At 64.2% G+C, this 16,943-nt stretch carries 19 protein-coding genes and 1 pseudogene; 5 read left to right on the forward strand and 15 right to left on the reverse strand.

What is annotated here, in order from left to right; genetic code table 11:
- The 10 genes and pseudogenes from ACTIF6_RS19300 to ACTIF6_RS19345 form a co-directional block, all read right to left on the reverse strand.
- Window positions 1–71 (reverse strand): annotated as a pseudogene (locus tag ACTIF6_RS19300) (GTP-binding protein); the annotation flags it as partial.
- 152 nt (window positions 72–223) lie between these two features.
- A complete protein-coding gene (gene fusA / locus ACTIF6_RS19305; protein ID WP_439589555.1) occupies window positions 224–2,326 on the reverse strand; it encodes an elongation factor G in 2,103 nt (700 codons plus the stop codon).
- Window positions 2,327–2,421: 95 nt separating this feature from the next.
- The gene (gene rpsG, locus ACTIF6_RS19310) at window positions 2,422–2,892 is read right to left on the reverse strand and encodes a 30S ribosomal protein S7 (protein WP_086126948.1); all 471 of its coding nucleotides are present in this window, start codon (window positions 2,890–2,892) and stop codon (window positions 2,422–2,424) included.
- A 157-nt stretch (window positions 2,893–3,049) separates the two neighbouring features.
- The gene (rpsL, locus tag ACTIF6_RS19315) at window positions 3,050–3,427 is read right to left on the reverse strand and encodes a 30S ribosomal protein S12 (RefSeq protein ID WP_068169701.1); all 378 of its coding nucleotides are present in this window, start codon (window positions 3,425–3,427) and stop codon (window positions 3,050–3,052) included.
- A 128-nt stretch (window positions 3,428–3,555) separates the two neighbouring features.
- Window positions 3,556–4,707 (reverse strand): D-alanyl-D-alanine carboxypeptidase family protein, encoded by a 1,152-nt coding sequence (locus tag ACTIF6_RS19320; RefSeq protein ID WP_439589556.1) that lies wholly within the window; start codon window positions 4,705–4,707, stop codon window positions 3,556–3,558.
- A gap of 75 nt (window positions 4,708–4,782) precedes the next feature.
- Window positions 4,783–5,406 carry an alpha/beta hydrolase gene (locus ACTIF6_RS19325; protein ID WP_439589557.1) on the reverse strand — a complete coding sequence of 208 codons (624 nt, stop codon included), beginning with the start codon at window positions 5,404–5,406 and terminating at the stop codon, window positions 4,783–4,785.
- Between the two features lie 19 nt (window positions 5,407–5,425).
- A complete protein-coding gene (locus ACTIF6_RS19330) occupies window positions 5,426–5,764 on the reverse strand; it encodes a (2Fe-2S) ferredoxin domain-containing protein (RefSeq protein WP_439589558.1) in 339 nt (112 codons plus the stop codon).
- 10 nt (window positions 5,765–5,774) lie between these two features.
- The gene (locus tag ACTIF6_RS19335) at window positions 5,775–6,878 is read right to left on the reverse strand and encodes a VanZ family protein (protein WP_439589559.1); all 1,104 of its coding nucleotides are present in this window, start codon (window positions 6,876–6,878) and stop codon (window positions 5,775–5,777) included.
- Window positions 6,879–6,895: 17 nt separating this feature from the next.
- Window positions 6,896–7,324: a CopD family protein gene (locus tag ACTIF6_RS19340; protein WP_439589560.1), complete on the reverse strand. Its 429-nt coding sequence runs from the start codon at window positions 7,322–7,324 to the stop codon at window positions 6,896–6,898.
- Between the two features lie 252 nt (window positions 7,325–7,576).
- On the reverse strand, window positions 7,577–8,704 hold the full coding sequence (locus ACTIF6_RS19345; RefSeq protein WP_439589561.1) for a hypothetical protein: 1,128 nt from the start codon (window positions 8,702–8,704) through the stop codon (window positions 7,577–7,579).
- A 165-nt stretch (window positions 8,705–8,869) separates the two neighbouring features.
- On the opposite strand from ACTIF6_RS19345, the gene hemB reads away from it, so the two are divergent.
- Window positions 8,870–9,871 carry a porphobilinogen synthase gene (gene hemB, locus ACTIF6_RS19350; protein WP_439589562.1) on the forward strand — a complete coding sequence of 334 codons (1,002 nt, stop codon included), beginning with the start codon at window positions 8,870–8,872 and terminating at the stop codon, window positions 9,869–9,871.
- Window positions 9,872–9,883: 12 nt separating this feature from the next.
- Window positions 9,884–10,993: a magnesium transporter CorA family protein gene (locus tag ACTIF6_RS19355; RefSeq protein WP_439589563.1), complete on the forward strand. Its 1,110-nt coding sequence runs from the start codon at window positions 9,884–9,886 to the stop codon at window positions 10,991–10,993.
- 4 nt (window positions 10,994–10,997) lie between these two features.
- On the opposite strand, the gene ACTIF6_RS19360 is transcribed toward ACTIF6_RS19355, so the two are convergent.
- From ACTIF6_RS19360 to ACTIF6_RS19375, 4 genes are read right to left on the reverse strand one after another with little or no spacing between them, the layout of a single operon-like run.
- The gene (locus ACTIF6_RS19360; protein ID WP_439589564.1) at window positions 10,998–11,657 is read right to left on the reverse strand and encodes a glutathione S-transferase family protein; all 660 of its coding nucleotides are present in this window, start codon (window positions 11,655–11,657) and stop codon (window positions 10,998–11,000) included.
- Window positions 11,654–12,562: an amidohydrolase gene (locus ACTIF6_RS19365; RefSeq protein WP_439589565.1), complete on the reverse strand. Its 909-nt coding sequence runs from the start codon at window positions 12,560–12,562 to the stop codon at window positions 11,654–11,656. The genes ACTIF6_RS19360 and ACTIF6_RS19365 overlap by 4 nt, the downstream gene beginning before the upstream one ends.
- A 4-nt stretch (window positions 12,563–12,566) precedes the next feature.
- Window positions 12,567–13,250 (reverse strand): dienelactone hydrolase family protein, encoded by a 684-nt coding sequence (locus tag ACTIF6_RS19370; RefSeq protein WP_439589566.1) that lies wholly within the window; start codon window positions 13,248–13,250, stop codon window positions 12,567–12,569.
- A gap of 31 nt (window positions 13,251–13,281) precedes the next feature.
- Window positions 13,282–13,881 carry a 2-hydroxychromene-2-carboxylate isomerase gene (locus ACTIF6_RS19375; RefSeq protein ID WP_439589567.1) on the reverse strand — a complete coding sequence of 200 codons (600 nt, stop codon included), beginning with the start codon at window positions 13,879–13,881 and terminating at the stop codon, window positions 13,282–13,284.
- A gap of 87 nt (window positions 13,882–13,968) precedes the next feature.
- Here ACTIF6_RS19375 and ACTIF6_RS19380 point away from each other — a divergent pair, with 87 nt between their 5' ends.
- The 3 genes from ACTIF6_RS19380 to ACTIF6_RS19390 all read left to right on the forward strand — a co-directional run bounded on the left by ACTIF6_RS19380 (window position 13,969) and on the right by ACTIF6_RS19390 (window position 15,914).
- Complete coding sequence (locus ACTIF6_RS19380; RefSeq protein ID WP_439589568.1) at window positions 13,969–14,727, forward strand: SDR family oxidoreductase; 759 nt, start codon at window positions 13,969–13,971, stop codon at window positions 14,725–14,727.
- Window positions 14,728–15,228: a MaoC family dehydratase gene (locus tag ACTIF6_RS19385; protein ID WP_439589569.1), complete on the forward strand. Its 501-nt coding sequence runs from the start codon at window positions 14,728–14,730 to the stop codon at window positions 15,226–15,228.
- 65 nt (window positions 15,229–15,293) lie between these two features.
- Window positions 15,294–15,914, forward strand: coding sequence for a MarC family protein (locus tag ACTIF6_RS19390; protein WP_439589570.1), 621 nt, complete (start codon window positions 15,294–15,296; stop codon window positions 15,912–15,914).
- On the opposite strand, the gene ACTIF6_RS19395 is transcribed toward ACTIF6_RS19390, so the two are convergent.
- On the reverse strand, window positions 15,915–16,931 hold the full coding sequence (locus tag ACTIF6_RS19395) for a TRAP transporter substrate-binding protein (protein WP_439589571.1): 1,017 nt from the start codon (window positions 16,929–16,931) through the stop codon (window positions 15,915–15,917).
- Between the last annotated feature and the right edge of the window lie 12 nt (window positions 16,932–16,943).

Here is a 16,943-nt window from a genome sequence, read left to right on the forward strand (position 1 = left end):
CCATGGTCAACGTGACCAATCGTGCCCACGTTCACGTGCGGCTTGGTCCGCTCAAATTTCTCTTTTGCCATTTTTCAATTCCTAAAGAACAAACCCGTGTCACGGTTTAAGGTCTGCACCACACTGCTGGTTCGCCCCGCACGGGGACAGGGCGGCGCGTGGTCGCAGACCGGCTACTGATCAGTTGGGGTCAGAGCACACAAGGTGGTCTGACCCCAATTCATTACTTTGCGCGTGCAGCCACGATGGCTTCGGACACGTTGCGCGGCGCTTCGGAGTAGTGCTTGAACTCCATCGTGTACGTGGCGCGACCTTGCGACATCGAGCGCAGCGTGGTCGAGTAGCCGAACATTTCAGACAGCGGCACTTCGGCCTTGATGGCCTTGCCGCCACCCACCATGTCTTCCATGCCCTGCACCATGCCGCGACGGCTGGACAGGTCGCCCATGACGTTGCCGGCGTAGTCTTCAGGCGTTTCCACTTCCACGGCCATCATGGGTTCCAGGATGACCGGGCTGGCCTTCTTGCAACCTTCCTTGAAGCCGAAGATGGCAGCCATCTTGAACGCCATTTCGGACGAGTCCACGTCGTGGTACGAACCGAAGTGCAGCGTGACCTTGACGTCGACCACCGGGAAGCCTGCCAGCACGCCGGCATTCAGGGCTTCGATCACGCCCTTTTCGACCGCCGGAATGTACTCGCGCGGGACCACCCCGCCCTTGATGGCGTCCACGAACTCGAAGCCCTTGCCGGCTTCGTTGGGTTCGATCTTGAACACCACGTGGCCGTACTGACCCTTACCGCCAGACTGGCGCACGAACTTCCCTTCGGCTTCGTCCACGCTCTTGCGGATGGTTTCGCGGTAAGCCACCTGCGGCTTGCCCACGTTGGCTTCCACGCCGAACTCGCGCTTCATGCGGTCGACAATGATTTCCAGGTGCAGCTCGCCCATGCCGGAAATGATGGTCTGACCGGACTCTTCGTCGGTCTTGACGCGGAACGAAGGGTCTTCAGAAGCCAGGCGTTGCAGTGCAATGCCCATCTTTTCCTGGTCGGCCTTGGTCTTGGGTTCCACAGCCTGTGCAATCACAGGCTCGGGGAAGACCATGCGCTCGAGCATGATGATGGCGTCCGGATCGCACAGGGTTTCACCCGTGGTCACGTCCTTCAGACCCACGCAGGCAGCGATGTCGCCGGCGCGGATTTCTTCCACTTCCAGGCGGTTGTTGGCGTGCATCTGCACGATACGGCCGATGCGCTCCTTCTTGCCCTTGACAGGGTTGAAGACCGAGTCGCCCTTCTTGAGCACACCCGAGTAAACGCGCACGAACGTGAGCTGGCCCACGTACGGGTCTGTCATCAGCTTGAACGCCAGCGCAGACAGCTTCTCGTCGTCGGCGGCCTTGCGGGACGTCGGCTCTTCGTTGTCGTCGGTACCGCCCACGGGAGGAATGTCCACCGGCGAAGGCAGGAAATCGATCACGGCGTCGAGCATGCGCTGCACGCCCTTGTTCTTGAAGGCGGTGCCGCAGAGCATCGGCTGGATCTCGGTGGCCAGCGTGCGCGCACGGATACCCTGCTTGATTTCAGCTTCGGTCAGGTCGCCTTCCTCAAGGTACTTGTTCATCAGCTCTTCGCTGGACTCGGCGGCGGCTTCGAGCATCTTCTCGCGCCATTCTTCCGCTTGCGCCTGCAGTTCGGCCGGGATGTCCTGGAACTCGAACTTCATGCCCTGGGACGCCTCGTCCCAGATGATCGCCTTCATCTTGATGAGGTCGACCACGCCGGTGAAGTTTTCTTCGGCACCGATGGGGATCACGATCGCCACCGGGTTGGCCTTCAGGCGCAGCTTCATCTGGTCGTAGACCTTGAAGAAGTTCGCACCGGTCCGGTCCATCTTGTTGACGAAGGCCAGACGCGGCACCTTGTACTTGTTGGCCTGGCGCCAGACGGTTTCCGACTGGGGCTGCACGCCGCCGACGGCGCAATACACCATGCAGGCACCGTCCAGCACGCGCATGGAACGCTCCACCTCGATGGTGAAGTCCACGTGGCCGGGGGTGTCGATGATGTTGAAGCGGTGCTCGGGGTAGGACAGGTCCATGCCCTTCCAGAAGCAGGTGGTGGCAGCAGACGTGATCGTGATGCCGCGCTCCTGCTCCTGCTCCATCCAGTCCATGGTGGCCGCGCCATCATGGACTTCGCCGATCTTGTGGTTCACACCGGTATAGAACAGGATGCGTTCCGTGGTGGTGGTCTTGCCGGCATCGATGTGCGCGGAAATACCGATGTTGCGATAACGCTCAAGGGGCGTGGTGCGGGACATGGAAATACTCCGAAAAGGGATCGAGCCCGCCACCCTGACTCAGGGAACGCGGGCTCTCGGTTCTGGATGCTCTTATATGGGGGCAGTGCCCCGGATCAGAAGCGGAAGTGGCTGAACGCCTTGTTGGCTTCGGCCATGCGGTGGACTTCGTCACGGCGCTTCATGGCGCCGCCACGGCCTTCGGTGGCCTCGATCAGCTCGTTGGCCAGACGCAGGGCCATGGACTTCTCGCTGCGCTTGCGGGCAGCTTCCTTGATCCAGCGCATGGACAGCGCCAGACGGCGCACGGGCCGGACTTCGACCGGCACCTGGTAGTTGGCGCCGCCCACGCGGCGGGATTTCACTTCCACCATGGGCTTGACGTTGTTGATGGCCACAGAGAAGGTTTCGACCGGATCCTTGCCCGTCTTCTTCTCGATCTGCTCCAGCGCGCCATAAATGATGCGCTCGGCAACCGCCTTCTTACCGCCTTCCATGATCACGTTCATGAACTTGGAGAGCTCGACATTGCCGAACTTGGGGTCCGGCAGGATTTCACGTTTAGGGACTTCGCGACGACGTGGCATTTCTTCACCTCAATATTGCTTCAGTTGGCGTCTTTTCAGACACCGCGAGAGCCATGCAAGACCCTCACTTACTCGACCCGCACGGACGATTCCGTGTTGTGGGCCTTGGCGCTTGCACCACCTGCCTGGGTGGAACAAACCCCGGGAACCGGGCCGATCAGGCCTTCTTGGGACGCTTGGCGCCGTACTTGGAGCGCGACTGCTTGCGGTCTTTCACGCCTTGCAGGTCGAGCGAACCGCGCACGATGTGGTAACGCACACCGGGCAGATCCTTGACACGACCACCGCGAACCAGCACGACGCTGTGTTCCTGGAGGTTGTGGCCTTCACCGCCGATGTAGGAGATGACTTCGAAGCCGTTCGTCAGACGAACCTTGGCGACCTTGCGCAGAGCAGAGTTGGGCTTCTTGGGGGTCGTGGTGTACACACGGGTGCACACACCGCGACGCTGCGGAGAGTTCTCCATGGCCGGGCTCTTGGATTTGGTCTTTTCGACCTCCCGGCCGTGGCGCACGAGTTGGTTGATGGTTGGCATTGAAAAACGTCCCTAAACGTTTGAAAAAAGCGAAAACGGAAATCTCTTCGGAGGAACCCGAAAAGCCCGCTAATGTAGCACGCGCATGGATTTCTGACAATGGAGCCCGGGCGTCGCCGGGCGTGCGCTCACTGGATCCAGAGGCGAATGGCGTCCCAGGCACGCCCGAAGACACCGCTCTCCTCAACCGTGTCCATCACGGAGAGGGGAATTTCGGCCACCGTCGCGCCACTGGCCAGGGTCACCTTGAGGGTGCCGAGGGCCTGGCCACGCGTGAGCGGGGCCACCAAAGGCTCTGGCCGGATCACTTCCGACTTCAGCTTCGCGCCCTCACCCGCTGGCACCGAGATGACCACACCTTCCGGCCGGCCCAGGCGCACCTGCTCAGCCTTCCCCTTCCAGATGCGCGGCGTGGCCACAGGTGTACCGGCAGGGAACAGACGCACCGCTTCGTAGGCCGTGTATCCCCAATTGAGCAATTTCTGGCTCTCGGCCGCGCGAGCGTTCTCGCTGGTGGCGCCCAGCACCACACTGAGCAGGCGCCGCTGGCCTTGCGCGCCCTCGCCCAGACCGGGCACCTGGCGGCGTGCGGTGGCCACAAGGCAATAGCCGGCGGCATTGGTATGCCCGGTCTTGAGACCATCCACGCTGGGGTCGCGGAACAGCAACAGGTTGCGGTTGGTATCGTTGGTCGCCGGCGTTCCGGGGTAGCGATAGCGCTGGATGGAGTAGTAAGCGACGTACTGGGGAAAGTCGGCCATCAGGCGCGTGGCCAGCGTGGCCAGGTCGCGCGCGGTGGTGGTGTGGCCCGCCTCGGTCAGCCCTTCGGGATTTCGGTAGCTGGTGCCTTTGAGCCCGAGCACCTTGCCTTGCTCGTTCATGAGCTGCACAAATCGTTCCACGGAGCCGGCCACGCCTTCGGCCAGCGCCACAGTGGCATCGTTGCCGGACTGAACAATCATCCCCTTGATCAGGTCTTCAACCGGCACCTGCATCTTGGGGTCGATGAACATGCGGGATCCCGGCATTTTCCAGGCCCGCTCGCTCACGCCAAAGGTCTGCGTGAGACTGATCTTGCCGGACTTCAGCGCGTCGAACACGATGTAGGCGGTCATGAGCTTGGTGAGCGACGCAGGTTCGACCGGCTGGTCGGCCTCCTTGGCAGCCAGCACCTGCCCGGAGGTCACGTCCAGCAACAGGTAGGCGCGGGCAGCCACCTCGGGGGCGACGGGCATCTGCGCCATTGCAGGCAGCACGGCAGCCAGAGAGAGGCAGCACATCAGAAATCGGGAGAAGAAGCGACGCAACAAAATCCGGTCCTCGAAAAAGTGGGAAAACAAATGTCCGCAACGCCTTCAGGCGCGCAGGTGACGCACGACCAGTTCCCGCAACAGGGGCAACTGGCCATGAAAGAAGTGACCGCCGCCCGGCACCACCAGCACCGGCAGCACCTGGGGCCGGGCCCAGTCCATCACGGCCGACAGCGGCACCGTGTCGTCTTGCTCGCCATGAACGACCAAGGTTCGGCCGTGGAGTTCCGCTGGAACCGGTGCCGCCTCGAAACGGCTGGCGGCCGTGCCCACCAGCAACACGCGCTGCAGGTCTCGATCAGGGTGCAGGCGCTGCACCGCGAGGGTCGTGACGAAAGCCCCGAACGAGAACCCGGCCAGGCACAACGCGCCGTCAGGTGCCAGCGCGTCCACCACCGCCAGCAGGTCGTCGAGCTCACCACGCCCCTCGTCATAGGTGCCTTCGCTGCGCCCCACTCCACGGAAGTTGAATCGCACGGCGGTCCAGCCATCGAGCACGCAGGCGCGCGCCAACGTCTGAACCACCTTGTTGGTCAAGGTACCGCCGTGCAGCGGGTGGGGATGTGCAATGACAGCGGTGCCGCGCGGCGAAGCCACCGGGCGGTCGATGGCCACTTCCAGTTGACCTGCGGGGCCGGTCAACTCGCGGGTTTCAGTCTGGGCATTCATGAGGAAATGGCAGGTGCCTTCACCGACCCACGTCGGGCGGGGTCACCAGTCGCTGCACCACGACACCATCGCGCAGGTGCGACTGCACGATCTCGTCGATGTCGTGCTCGTCGACATAGCTGTACCAGATGGCTTCTGGGTACACCACAGCGATCGGTCCGCCGGCGCAGCGGTCGAGGCAACCCGCCTTGTTCACGCGCACCTTGCCTACACCCAGAAGTCCTTGCGCCTTGGCCTGGGACTTGCAGCGATCAAAAGCGGCCTGCGCCTTGTGGTCGGCACAGCAGGCCTCGCCGTTGGCGCGCTGGTTCAGGCAGAAGAAGATGTGCCGCTCGTAGTAGGACTTGTTGTCGCTCATGCCGCAGATTCTAGGCCGCCCCGCTCCGCGGGGGCCGGGCCACGGCGCGCAGCCCGAACCACAACGCGGCAAAGGGCCACAACCAGCCGAGCCACTGAGAGAGCCCATGGAACCGGATGAACCGTCCCTGTTCCCATACTTCAAGCGACTGCGCGAAATACGGGCTGTCGGGTGCGCTGTTGAGCAGGGTCAGCGACACCGCCAGGCACAGCAGCATCACCACGTGGCACAACCGCCGGGGCAGCCACAGTGCCAGAATGCCGAGCACCAGTGCCAGGCCCATGCCCAGTTCGGCTTGCGCGTTTATCCAGGCCCAGGCATGCGTCGGGCCGTAGGTCAGCGCGGCGGAGAGGCCGGCCGCGCCAAAGGCGCACAGGAACAGCATGAGCAGGAAAACAGCACGCCGCGCCACCGAGCGCATCTCCCCCAACCCCATGAGGAGCGGCACCAGCAGGCACAAGGCGATGCAGAACGCCTCCGTCAAAGGGCTCAACGGCAACGGCAGCTCCAACCGCACAGGAACCCAGGCCAGGAAAGGTGTCTCATCGAGCACCTCGACCATTCCGGCTTCGAGCCGGTCCCATACCTGCCCGAGACCAAATGGCACGGACAGGGGATACAACAGGGCAAACGGCCACAGAGCCAGCAACACGATGCTGCCGTAAGCCGAGGGCTCGAACCAGTCGGCCCGGAACTGGCTCCATCGGCGCAGCACGCCCAGTCGCTCCATGGCCCAGGCAATCACCGCGCCGATCAAGGTGCCCGCCGAATTGAGCGCCAGGTCGACGTTGGACGGCACGCGCATCGGCAGATAAGTCTGCGTGGTCTCCACCGCCAGGGACAGCAGGCACGGCAGCCCCAGCGCCAACGGCCACGACCAGCGTCCCCAGCCGGACCGCAGCATGGCCAGCGCGAGCAGAAAACCCAGCGGGGCATATCCCAGGAGGTTGGACGCGACTTCGAAACCCGTCCAGTACTGGGGCAGGGGCGCCAACAGGTACGCGAACGGTGACACCCCCTGCACGCGCCATCCCGAAAAGGGATACAGGCTGGCATACACGACCAGTCCGGCGAACAGCAGCGCCAATGGCCAGGCAGAGGAACGGGTGTTCAAAGCGCCAGAGCCCTTGATCAGAAGGGCTTGACGACCACCAGCACCACCACCACGACCAGCAGGACCACGGGCACTTCGTTGAACCAGCGGTACCACACATGGTTGCGGCGATTGCCGTCCATTTCGAAGCGGCGCAACACGCGGCTGCAGGCATGGTGGTACCCCAATACGACCAGCACCGCCGCCAGCTTGGCGTGCATCCAGCCGTTGCCCGGCCCTTTGCCGATGCCGTAACCCAGCCAAAGCCACACGCCCAGCGCAAGCGCAGGCACGGCGAGAAGATGCGTGAATCGCATGAGCTTCTTCGCCATGAGCAGCAAGCGCTCACGTTCAGCCACGCTTTCAGGCGGCACCATGGCCAGGTTCACGAAGATGCGCGGCAGGTAAAAGAGCCCGGCAAACCAGCTGGCCACGAAGACGATGTGAAAGGATTTGACCCAAAGCATCGTGGCAGTGTAGCCCCGCCTCTTGCGGTCGGCGGCGGACCGCAAAAACCGATCGGCCAAAAAAAACCCGGCCTTTCGGGCCGGGTCAGGAAGCCTTTTTGCTGTCACACACTAAGGCACCCGCTCAGGGAGGAAAAGCGGGGAACCGCCTTGCGACGGCCCAGAGAAATGGTACACGAAATGCTCTGAAAACCCAAGAAACCTGTCAGATCTGACATTGATAAAGTTGGATTTTTGCAGTAGCTAAAAGAATTACATCATTTTGGCCAGCTCGAACATGACCGCTGTACCCAATGCTTCGCGGATGTTTCCGCGGCCCACCTTGGCCATGGAAAACTCACCAAAGCCGGACATGTCGAACGAACTGTCGTCGGGCGAGATTTCGACGAATGGAAATTCGTACACCTCACGCAGCAGATCGCGGCGGAAAACCTCGAATTCGTGATCCTTTATCTCGGAGTCGACCACGATGAGGTTGGGCATGCGGCGATGGGTGGCTTCGCGCGCCTGATTGAAGTCGACCACGCTGTCGGAGACGATGCCGATCTCGCGCAGGGCATCGCGCACGTCGGCGCGAATCTGCAACGTGGGCGAAATGGTCAGCACGTACACGCCCGAAAGCGACTTGAACATGGACGAATGGTCGTCCGACAGGTCCACCGCCGAAATGCCATCGACGGCCTGAACGGTCCGGTTGAACATCGCCGTGAAGTTCACGCCTTCTTCGCTCACCGTGCGCTCGATGTCGATGCCGCCAGCGGCCAGAGCGATCTGGCGGACCAACATCCAGCTCACACTGTCGGTAGACGCATGGCTGGAGGGCGGCGATCCGTCGTTGGACACACGCACCTGGAAGCGCGCATGTTCTGGCCAGTGGTTGAGATCCATGCGCACGTCGATCCGATGTCCAAACGGAATGCTCCAGTCGAGCACCGCGTTGACAAAGGCATAGGCCACCGTCGGATCCACCAGAACTTCCACGGGCTTGAGCTTGCGGCGAAGTTCCACCCCCAGGATGGCCAGCTCCTGCTTGCGCTCCTGAAGCACGTCTTCCAGCAAGGCGGCCATGTTCACCTTTTCGTGCGACTGCCGGATGCGACCCCCATGAAACCGGTGAATCTGCTGGGCACTGAGTCCCGCGACCTTGATGCGCTCCGTGGGAATGCTCAGTGCACGATGCTCCAGCTTGCTGATATGGCCTTTCTGCAGCAGCAGATCGATGCTGTTCTGCAGGGCACTCACACCTTCGGTGATCTGATCGGCGAGCCCGGACAAGAGGGTCGGCCAGTGTGCGTCGAGCGTCCAGTTTTCGGAGTCGCGCTCCCCCGCTGGCTGGCTGGCCGGGGAAGACGATGCGCTGGATTTTTTGGTGGGCAACATGGCTGGGGCGATCGCGTGCGGGACGAAGAAGGGTGGCGTTCAATGGGGATGGTTGGAAAATATCACCGCAGCGACTCGACCGAACAGGAACCGGTAGCAGTATTTTCTTCTTACTGTGGAGTTCGCCACACCGCCTCGAGTTTTCCGGGGGTACAAAATAGCGCCATGCACCCCCCTGCCCCCTACCCCCTGAACCGCCCCCGGCGCCTGCGCCGCGACGCCTTCACCCGCGATCTGGTGCGCGAGCATCGATTGAGCCCGGCCGACCTGATCTATCCGGTGTTCGTGCTCGATGGCCAGGGACGGCGTGAGGCCGTGGGCTCGATGCCGGGCGTGGAGCGGCTCAGCCTGGACCTGCTGCTGCCGGTGGCCGAGGATTGCGTGGCACTCGGCATTCCCGTGATGGCCTTGTTCCCGGTGATCGACCAGCGCCTGAAAACCCCGGACGGCAAAGAGGCACTGAACCCCGATGGCCTGGTGCCCCGGGTGGTGAGCGAACTCAAGCGGCGCTTCCCCCAGCTCGGGGTGATGACCGACGTGGCGCTGGACCCCTACACCAGCCACGGGCAGGACGGCCTGCTCGACGAACACAACTACATCCTCAACGATCCCACGGTCAGCATCCTGACGCAGCAGGCGCTGACGCAGGCCCAAGCCGGGGTGGACATCGTGGCGCCCAGCGACATGATGGACGGGCGCATTGGTGCCATCCGGGGCGCGCTCGAAGCCGGCGGCTTCGTGCACACGCGCATCATGGCCTACAGCGCCAAGTACGCCAGCGCCTTCTATGGCCCGTTCCGCGATGCCGTGGGCTCGGCCGCCAACCTCGGCAAGGCCGACAAGAAGGTCTATCAGATGGACCCAGGCAACACGAACGAGGCCCTGCGCGAGGTGGCACTCGATCTGGCCGAAGGCGCCGACATGGTCATGGTCAAGCCCGGCATGCCTTACCTGGACATCGTGCGCCGCGTGAAGGACGAGTTCGCCGTGCCCACCTTTGCGTATCAAGTGAGTGGCGAGTACGCCATGCTCAAGGCGGCCGCGCAGAACGGCTGGCTGGACCACGACGCCGTGATGATGGAAAGCCTGCTGGCCTTCAAGCGCGCAGGGGCCGATGGCATCCTGACCTATTTCGCGCGCGATGCTGCGCGGCTGCTGCGCGGCTGAGTCCATTCCGCCATGCGCATCTTCCACATCCAGCCCGGCTCGGTCAGCGAGTCCACCGCCCTGCCGATGGTGCTGCCCGACAAGGGCTATGTGTGGATTGCCTGCGGACGGCGCGAGTTCGAGCTGGAACAAGGCGCGGTGCAGTCCACCCTGCAGGTGCTTTGCGGCATGACGCTGGTGGACCTGCACATCTCCGATCTGCTCAACAACCAGCTGCCTTCGCACTACGACTACACCTCGCAATACGACATCCTGGTCTTTCGCCGGCTGGCTGCGGGACACAGCGAGACCGACCTGGCCCATCCCGGCGAAATGCTCACGCAGGCCACGAAGCGCGGCGGTCCGCCGGTGCTGCGCCGCATCGACACCAGCCCGGTGGGCTTTGCGGTCTTCGACCGCGTTCTGCTGACCGTGCATCCCGCCGGCTGCCTGGCCCTGGAGCACTACGCCACGCGCCTGCTGTCGGCCGCCACCGCCGCCTCGCGCGCGGCTGGCGTGCACCTGCCGCCCAGCCCGGCCGACCTGATGCTGCGCATCGTGAACCAGATGGTCGATGGCTACCTGGCGCTGCGCCGCGAACTCACGCGCCAGCTCGACCACTGGCAGACCGAACTGCTGCAACCCAAGGCGCGATTCAGCAACTGGGGCTCGCTGCTGGATGCGCGCATCTCGCTGCACCAGCTTGACGAGATCTGCGAAGACCAGCGCTCGGCCATTCAGGACTGGATCGAGGCCATTGCCACCTGGGAGCCCAACGAATCCATTGGCGGACAACGTGGGCTGGAATTGCTCAAGGTGCGTTCACGCGACGTGCTGGAGCACATCGAACGTGTGGTGCACCATGTCCGGCGGCTCGAACAGAACGCCGAGACTGCCGTGCAGATGCATTTCTCGGCACAAAGCAACCGCACCAACGACATCATGCGCACGCTCACCGCGCTCACCGCCATCTTCCTGCCGCTGAACCTGATCGCAGGCATCTTCGGCATGAATTTCCAGTTCATCCCGCTGCTGCACCAGCAGACCGGGTTCTGGTGGGCTTTGGGCTCCATGGCGCTGACTGCCGTGGTGCTCGGTGTGCTGTTCTGGCGCAAGCGCTACCTGGTGCGCTCGGCACGCTGAGGCCTCAAACAAAGGCCGGGGTCAATCCCTCATTGATCATCACGCGCTGCAGCGCCGGGCGCGCCAGCATGCGCTGCAGATAAGGCCCGAGGTGCGGCCGCTCGCGCGCGGGGCGCACCGGCGAGTCAGCCGAAAAGTGGCGCGTCCAGCGGCACAGCGTGAACACGTAGGCATCGAGCAGCGTGTACGACTCACCCATGAACCACGGTCCACCATGGCGCGCCAGCTCGGCATCGAGCAGATCGAGCTGCACGCCAACGCGCCGCTTGGCCGTTGCCTTGACCTCGTCCTTCGTGGCGCTGCCGTCGTCGACCCACCTGTGGGGATAGAAGTAGACGATGAGCGTGGCTTGCAGTGTGTTGGTGAGCCACATGAGCCATTTGTAGGCGTGCGCGCGCTCGACACTGCCCAGCACCGGCATGAGTCGCGCCTGCGGATGCGTGTCGGCCAGGTGCAGGCCGATGGCCGCGGTTTCGTATAGCACCAGCCCGCCGTCCACCAGCACCGGGATGAGGCCGTTGGGGTTGAGCGCGCGGTAGGCCGGCGAATCGAGTGCGCCGTTTTCACGGTCGATCAGCACGCGTTCGTAGGGAACACCCAGCTCTTCGAGCAGGATGTGCGGCACCATGGCCGCCGTGCTGGGGTAGAAGTGCAGCTGGATCATCGGGGGGACGGAGTCGGAACGCCAAAGAGCGCGGCGCCATTGTCCCAGGCGATCTTGCGCGCCACGTCCGCCGGCAGCCCACCGAGCCAGGTGCGGTAGCCCTTCATGAGGTCGTCGTAGTACAGCCAGCGCTGGTTGACCCAGGTGTCCGAGCCGATCATGAAACGGTCCGGGTACTTCAGCAGCAGCGTGCGCCACTCCGGGCAGAGCTGGCCGTCGCCGCAAGTGAGCCCCGGGCGGTAGGAGAGTTCGCCCATGAGTTTCGGGTAGCGCGCGAACAAGGCGTCCACGCGCGCCACCGGGCTGCCTCCTATCCCCGTGTGCGCCCAGATCAGACGCATCTTCTGACCCTTGGACGGCGTGTTGGCCATCAGCAGGTCGATCGCCACGTCGTCCACGTGCGCGAGGATCGCCAGGTCTTTTTCCTCGGCCAGCGCCATGAGCTGTTTCGCCACCGGGCCGTTGGCGTTGGCGCTGTCGTACAGGTGGAATTCGCCCAGGCCCCGGTACGGCCCGGCGGGGGTCCCGCGCTTGAGCTCGGTGTTCACCATGTCGACGATGGTCGGGTCCCGGAACCAGTTGTTGTAGTCGGTGCGGTCACGGTAGAGGCGCACGAAGGGTACTACTGCCACGCCGGCCGCGCGGGTCTGATCGCGTGCGTTGGCCAGCGCCTTGGTGCCTTCGTTGGGTCGCGAATTGGCCACGATGGCACGCACGCCATTGCGCTTCATGCGGTCAAGCACGTCCGCCATGGGGTGCGGGCAACCCGGCGCGGGCGCGTCGTGCACACAGGCTTCGTCGTTGTAGTGCAGGTGGGCGTCGAACAGCGGACCGTTGTAGTCGGCTGCTGCTGCAAACGAGCAAGCTCCGGTCAGCAACCCCAGCGAAGCGGCGGCGCGCCACATGGCATCAGCTCAGGTGCTGCGCGAAGAAGCCGATGGTCCGTTCGCGCGCCAGCTTTGCCGCGGCCTCGTTGTAGGACCCCCGTTGGTCGCAGTTGAAGCCGTGGTTGGCGTTGTACACGTGCACCACCACCTCGGGGTGCGCCTTCTTGAACGCTTCCACGGTGTCCAGCGGAATCCAGTGGTCCTGGTCGCCAAAATGCACCATCACCGACACGGTGGGCTGGCGCTCGGCGTCCGCGCCCACGGTCATGCCGCCACCGTAGTAAGGCGCCGCGGCCGACAGGCCCTTGAGCGCGCTGGCCGATCGCCAGGTGAGCAGGCCACCCCAGCAATAGCCGACGATGCCGACCTTGCCGCCCTGCGCCGCGTGGTTGATGGCGGCCTGGATGTCGGGCAGCACGCCGGGGGCGGGAAGCTCTTCCACGGCGGCTTTCAGCGCCATGCCGGCTTTCATGTCGTCTTCCTTGTAGCCCAGTTCCACGCCGGTCTTGACGCGGTGGAAGGTGTGCGGCGCAACCACGAAATAGCCATCGGCGGCGTAACCGTCGGCCACCGAGCGGATGTGCGAGTTCACGCCAAAGATCTCCTGCAACACCACCAGGCCGCCGCGCGGCTTGCCGCTGGGTTCGGCGATGTAGGCCGGGAAGGTGAAGCCGTCGGCGGATTTGAGTTCGGTCGTCTGTCCCATGGTGGTGTGCTCCTGTGGTGATGTGAAAAGATCAGGCCTGCAAACGGCGGGCCACAAAGTCGAGGCGGTCCTGGCCCCAGAAAAGCTCGCCTTCGATCACGTAGCTGGGCGCGCCGAACACGCCGGCGTCGATCGCCGCCTGCGTCTGCTGGTCGTAGCGTGTCTGCACGTCGGGCTGAAGGGAATCGTCCAGTCGCGCCGCGCTCAGGCCGGTCTCCGCCAGCAGCGCGGCGAGCACGGACAGGTCGGCGATGTCGCGCTCCTGTGCCCACACCGCGGATGTGACGGCACCGGTGAGGCGCATGGCGGCATCGGCCCCATCGCGCAGGGCCACCGCCGTGATCAGGCGCGCAGCCGGGTCAGCGACCACGGGGAAGAAACGGGGCTCGGGGTTCAGCGGCACGTCCAGCGCCTGGCTGAATCGGCGCAACTCGAGCAGCCGGTACGCCTGGCGCTGCGGCGCGCGCTTGTGCAGCGGCAGGCCGCCTGAAATGGGAAACACCTTGCCCAGGTCGGCGGGCAGCACGCGCACGGTGGCGCCGGTTTCGCGCACCAGGGCGGCGAAACGTTCGTGGCCGAGGTAGGTCCAGGGGCTTTGCGGGGCGAAGTAGTAGTCGACTGTGCGACGCATGGCGGTCTCCTGACGCTGTTGTAATGGCGCGCTGGATGCGCGCCCCGTGTTGTACGCGATGCCACCACATTCTGCAGGAGAGAGGTTATGGACAAGGCGAAGGGCGAAGTGCTGTTGGTCACCGGCGGCGGGCGCGGCATTGGCGCTGCCACCGCGAGGTTGGCCGCGCGACAGGGTTGGGCGGTGGCGGTGAACTACTCGGCGAATTCACTGGCCGCCGACGAGGTGGTCCGCGCGATCCGTGCCGAAGGCGGCAACGCGATCAGCGTGCAGGCCGACGTGGCCGATGAAGACCAGGTGATGGCGATGTTCGCCCGGATCGACGCCAAGCTCGGCCACATCACCGGCCTGGTCAACAACGCCGGCGTGGTGGACGTGACCCTGCGGCTGGACCAGCAGAGCGTGGCGCGCTGGCGCCGCATGTTCGACATCAACGTGATCGGCTCCTTCATCTGCTCGCGGGAGGCGGTGCGGCGCATGAGCACGAAGCATGGCGGAGCGGGTGGCGCCATCGTGAACCTCTCCAGCGCCGCCGCACGCCTGGGGGCACCGGGGCAATACGTGGACTACGCGGCGGCCAAAGGCGCCATCGACACGTTCACCATCGGCCTGGCGAAAGAGGTGGCCACCGAGGGCATCCGGGTCAACTGCGTGCGCCCGGGTTTGATCGACACGGACATTCACGCCTCGGGCGGCCTGCCCAACCGGGTGCGCGACCTGAGCCCGGAGATCCCCATGAAACGCGGTGGCGATGCCGACGAGGTGGCCCAGGCCATCGTGTGGCTGCTGTCGGATGTATCGAAGTACACCACCATGTCGTTCATTGATGTGTCAGGAGGCCGTTGAATGGGACAAGACATCACGATCTGGTGGGAAGACCTGCAGGTCGGCGAAACGCGCGATCTGGGCACCATCACCCCCACCGAAGAAGAGACGGTGGCCTTCGCGCGCCAGTTCGACCCCCAGCCTTTCCACCTCGACCACGAGGCGGCCAGGGCTTCCGTGTTCGGTGCACTCAGCGCCAGCGGCTGGCACACCTGCGCCATGGCCATGCGGCTGATGGTGACCAACTTCCTGGTGCACACCTCCAGCCTGGGCTCACCCGGTCTGGAAAGCCTGAAATGGCTCAAGCCGGTGTTCCCTGGCGACACCCTGCGCCTGCAGCACACCATCACCGAGAAGCGGCCCATGAGCAAGCGGCCAGACGTGGGCCTGGTGCGCACGATCTGGGAAATGCACAACCAGCACGGCGACAAAGTTCTGCACATGGAGGGATACGGGATGTTCAGGTTGAAAGAGCCCCCACGCTCCGCCGCTGCGCGGGTCGCTGCCCCCCGAGGGGGCTGATCCGGCTTGGGGCGGCCCGGCACCGGATCGTCCGTGCGGTCGCGCCATCCCTCACAATCCCGCCCATGGATTTCAAGCCGCTCATCACCCTGCTCGCCATCGTCAACCCGCTGGCGATCGTGCCCTTCTTCATCCACTACACGCAGGGTTTCTCGAAAAAGCAGCGACGGCGCACGGTGCTCATTTCGGCATTCAGCGCCTTCGCGGTGATCGCCACCTGCGCGATCATCGGCCTGCAGATCCTGGAGTTCTTCAGCATTTCACTGGCGAGCTTCCAGGTGGGCGGTGGCATGCTGCTGCTGACCTCGGCACTGTCCATGCTGAACGCACAGCCGGCCGAGGCCAAGACCACGCCTGGCGAGGTGGAGGACGCATCGGCCCGTGCATCGATTGCCGTGGTGCCACTCACGATCCCGCTGCTTACCGGCCCGGCCACCATGTCCACCGTGGTGATCTACGCCGACCAGGCCAAGACCTTCTTTCAGCACGCGGCGCTGGTGGGCTACGGCGTGGTCATTGCCCTGGCCACCGCCGTCTGCTTCACGCTGGCCGAACCTATCGCGCGTTTCCTGGGCCAGACCGGCATCAACGTGATGACGCGGCTGATGGGCCTGATCCTGGCGGCGCTGTCGGTGGAGGTGATGGCCACCGGCCTGGTCAAACTGTTCCCTGCCCTGCTGGGCTGATCATTTGACCTTCTGAATCTCGGCGCGGAACTCCGCCAGCACGGCGCGCGCGTTCTTCAGACCACGCCCTTCCGCCGCCGCCACCCATTTGTCTTCCAGCGCTGCCTGCTTGGCCTTGACGTCGTTCACGAAGGCGTCGTTGGCCATCTGGCGCTGCACGCCGGTCTGCTTCTGGATGTCGCGCGAGGCGGAGTCGGTGCGGTCCCAGCCGGCGCCGAACATGCGCGCCGCTGCTTCACCGGACACCTTGTCGATCGCGGCGCGCTCCTCGGGCTTGAGGCCCTTGTACTTGGCCTCGTTCATCATGAAGACAAAGCTGGTGTTGTACAGACCACCCGGGAAAGTGGTGGCGTACTTCACCATCGACAGGCGCATGGATTGCAACGACTCGTCCGGGAAGAAGGTGCCGTCCATCACGCCGGTGGAGAGCAGTTCGAACGACTCGGTGGCCGGCTTGAGCGTGGTGTTCCAGCCCATGGCTTTGGAGAGTTCGTTGATGTTGCCCCCACCGATGCGGAACTTGAGCTTGCTGGCATCGGCCGCTGAGGCCACCGGCTGCTTCACGGTGAAGATGATGCCCGGGCCGTGCGTGAACACCGCCAGCGCCTTCACACCACGGTGCTCGCCGAGAGGCGCGAAGTACTTGTCGTAGATGCGCTGGTAGGCCACCGAAGTGGTGGTGGAGCTGTCGCCCAGAAACGGGAACTCGGCCACCTGGGTGAAGATGAAGCGCCCCGGGGTGTAGCCGTCGACCGTGAAGGACACATCGGCCAGACCGTCGCGCACGGCGTCGAAAGTGCCAGGTGGCGCGGACACCGCCTTCGGCAACAGATTGCACTTCACGCTGCCCTTGGTTTCCTTTTCCACCGCTTCGCACCACTGGTTCTGCGCCATGGTGGCGCCGTGCGCGGGTGGCAGCCAGGTCGAAACGCTGAGCACGGTCTGTGCGCTCGCCAGGCCGGTGGTGGCCAGAAGCGTTGCAGCCATCGGGGCGAGCAGGAAGTGTTTGCGGGTCATCGTCTGTCTCCG

The organism is Hydrogenophaga sp. (assembly GCF_051860785.1).
In the GTDB taxonomy this organism is placed as follows: Bacteria; Pseudomonadota; Gammaproteobacteria; order Burkholderiales; family Burkholderiaceae_C; genus Hydrogenophaga.

Excerpts from the sequence above, each read along its gene's own strand:
- fusA (WP_439589555.1), bottom strand. The coding sequence starts at position 2,326 with ATGTCCCGCACCACGCCCCTTGAGCGTTATCGCAACATCGGTATTTCC.
- rpsG (WP_086126948.1), bottom strand. The coding sequence starts at position 2,892 with ATGCCACGTCGTCGCGAAGTCCCTAAACGTGAAATCCTGCCGGACCCC.
- rpsL (WP_068169701.1), bottom strand. The coding sequence starts at position 3,427 with ATGCCAACCATCAACCAACTCGTGCGCCACGGCCGGGAGGTCGAAAAG.
- ACTIF6_RS19320 (WP_439589556.1), bottom strand. The coding sequence starts at position 4,707 with ATGTGCTGCCTCTCTCTGGCTGCCGTGCTGCCTGCAATGGCGCAGATG.
- ACTIF6_RS19325 (WP_439589557.1), bottom strand. The coding sequence starts at position 5,406 with ATGAATGCCCAGACTGAAACCCGCGAGTTGACCGGCCCCGCAGGTCAA.
- ACTIF6_RS19330 (WP_439589558.1), bottom strand. The coding sequence starts at position 5,764 with ATGAGCGACAACAAGTCCTACTACGAGCGGCACATCTTCTTCTGCCTG.
- ACTIF6_RS19340 (WP_439589560.1), bottom strand. The coding sequence starts at position 7,324 with ATGCTTTGGGTCAAATCCTTTCACATCGTCTTCGTGGCCAGCTGGTTT.
- ACTIF6_RS19345 (WP_439589561.1), bottom strand. The coding sequence starts at position 8,704 with ATGTTGCCCACCAAAAAATCCAGCGCATCGTCTTCCCCGGCCAGCCAG.
- hemB (WP_439589562.1), top strand. The coding sequence starts at position 8,870 with ATGCACCCCCCTGCCCCCTACCCCCTGAACCGCCCCCGGCGCCTGCGC.
- ACTIF6_RS19355 (WP_439589563.1), top strand. The coding sequence starts at position 9,884 with ATGCGCATCTTCCACATCCAGCCCGGCTCGGTCAGCGAGTCCACCGCC.
- ACTIF6_RS19360 (WP_439589564.1), bottom strand. The coding sequence starts at position 11,657 with ATGATCCAGCTGCACTTCTACCCCAGCACGGCGGCCATGGTGCCGCAC.
- ACTIF6_RS19365 (WP_439589565.1), bottom strand. The coding sequence starts at position 12,562 with ATGTGGCGCGCCGCCGCTTCGCTGGGGTTGCTGACCGGAGCTTGCTCG.
- ACTIF6_RS19370 (WP_439589566.1), bottom strand. The coding sequence starts at position 13,250 with ATGGGACAGACGACCGAACTCAAATCCGCCGACGGCTTCACCTTCCCG.
- ACTIF6_RS19375 (WP_439589567.1), bottom strand. The coding sequence starts at position 13,881 with ATGCGTCGCACAGTCGACTACTACTTCGCCCCGCAAAGCCCCTGGACC.
- ACTIF6_RS19380 (WP_439589568.1), top strand. The coding sequence starts at position 13,969 with ATGGACAAGGCGAAGGGCGAAGTGCTGTTGGTCACCGGCGGCGGGCGC.
- ACTIF6_RS19385 (WP_439589569.1), top strand. The coding sequence starts at position 14,728 with ATGGGACAAGACATCACGATCTGGTGGGAAGACCTGCAGGTCGGCGAA.
- ACTIF6_RS19390 (WP_439589570.1), top strand. The coding sequence starts at position 15,294 with ATGGATTTCAAGCCGCTCATCACCCTGCTCGCCATCGTCAACCCGCTG.
- ACTIF6_RS19395 (WP_439589571.1), bottom strand. The coding sequence starts at position 16,931 with ATGACCCGCAAACACTTCCTGCTCGCCCCGATGGCTGCAACGCTTCTG.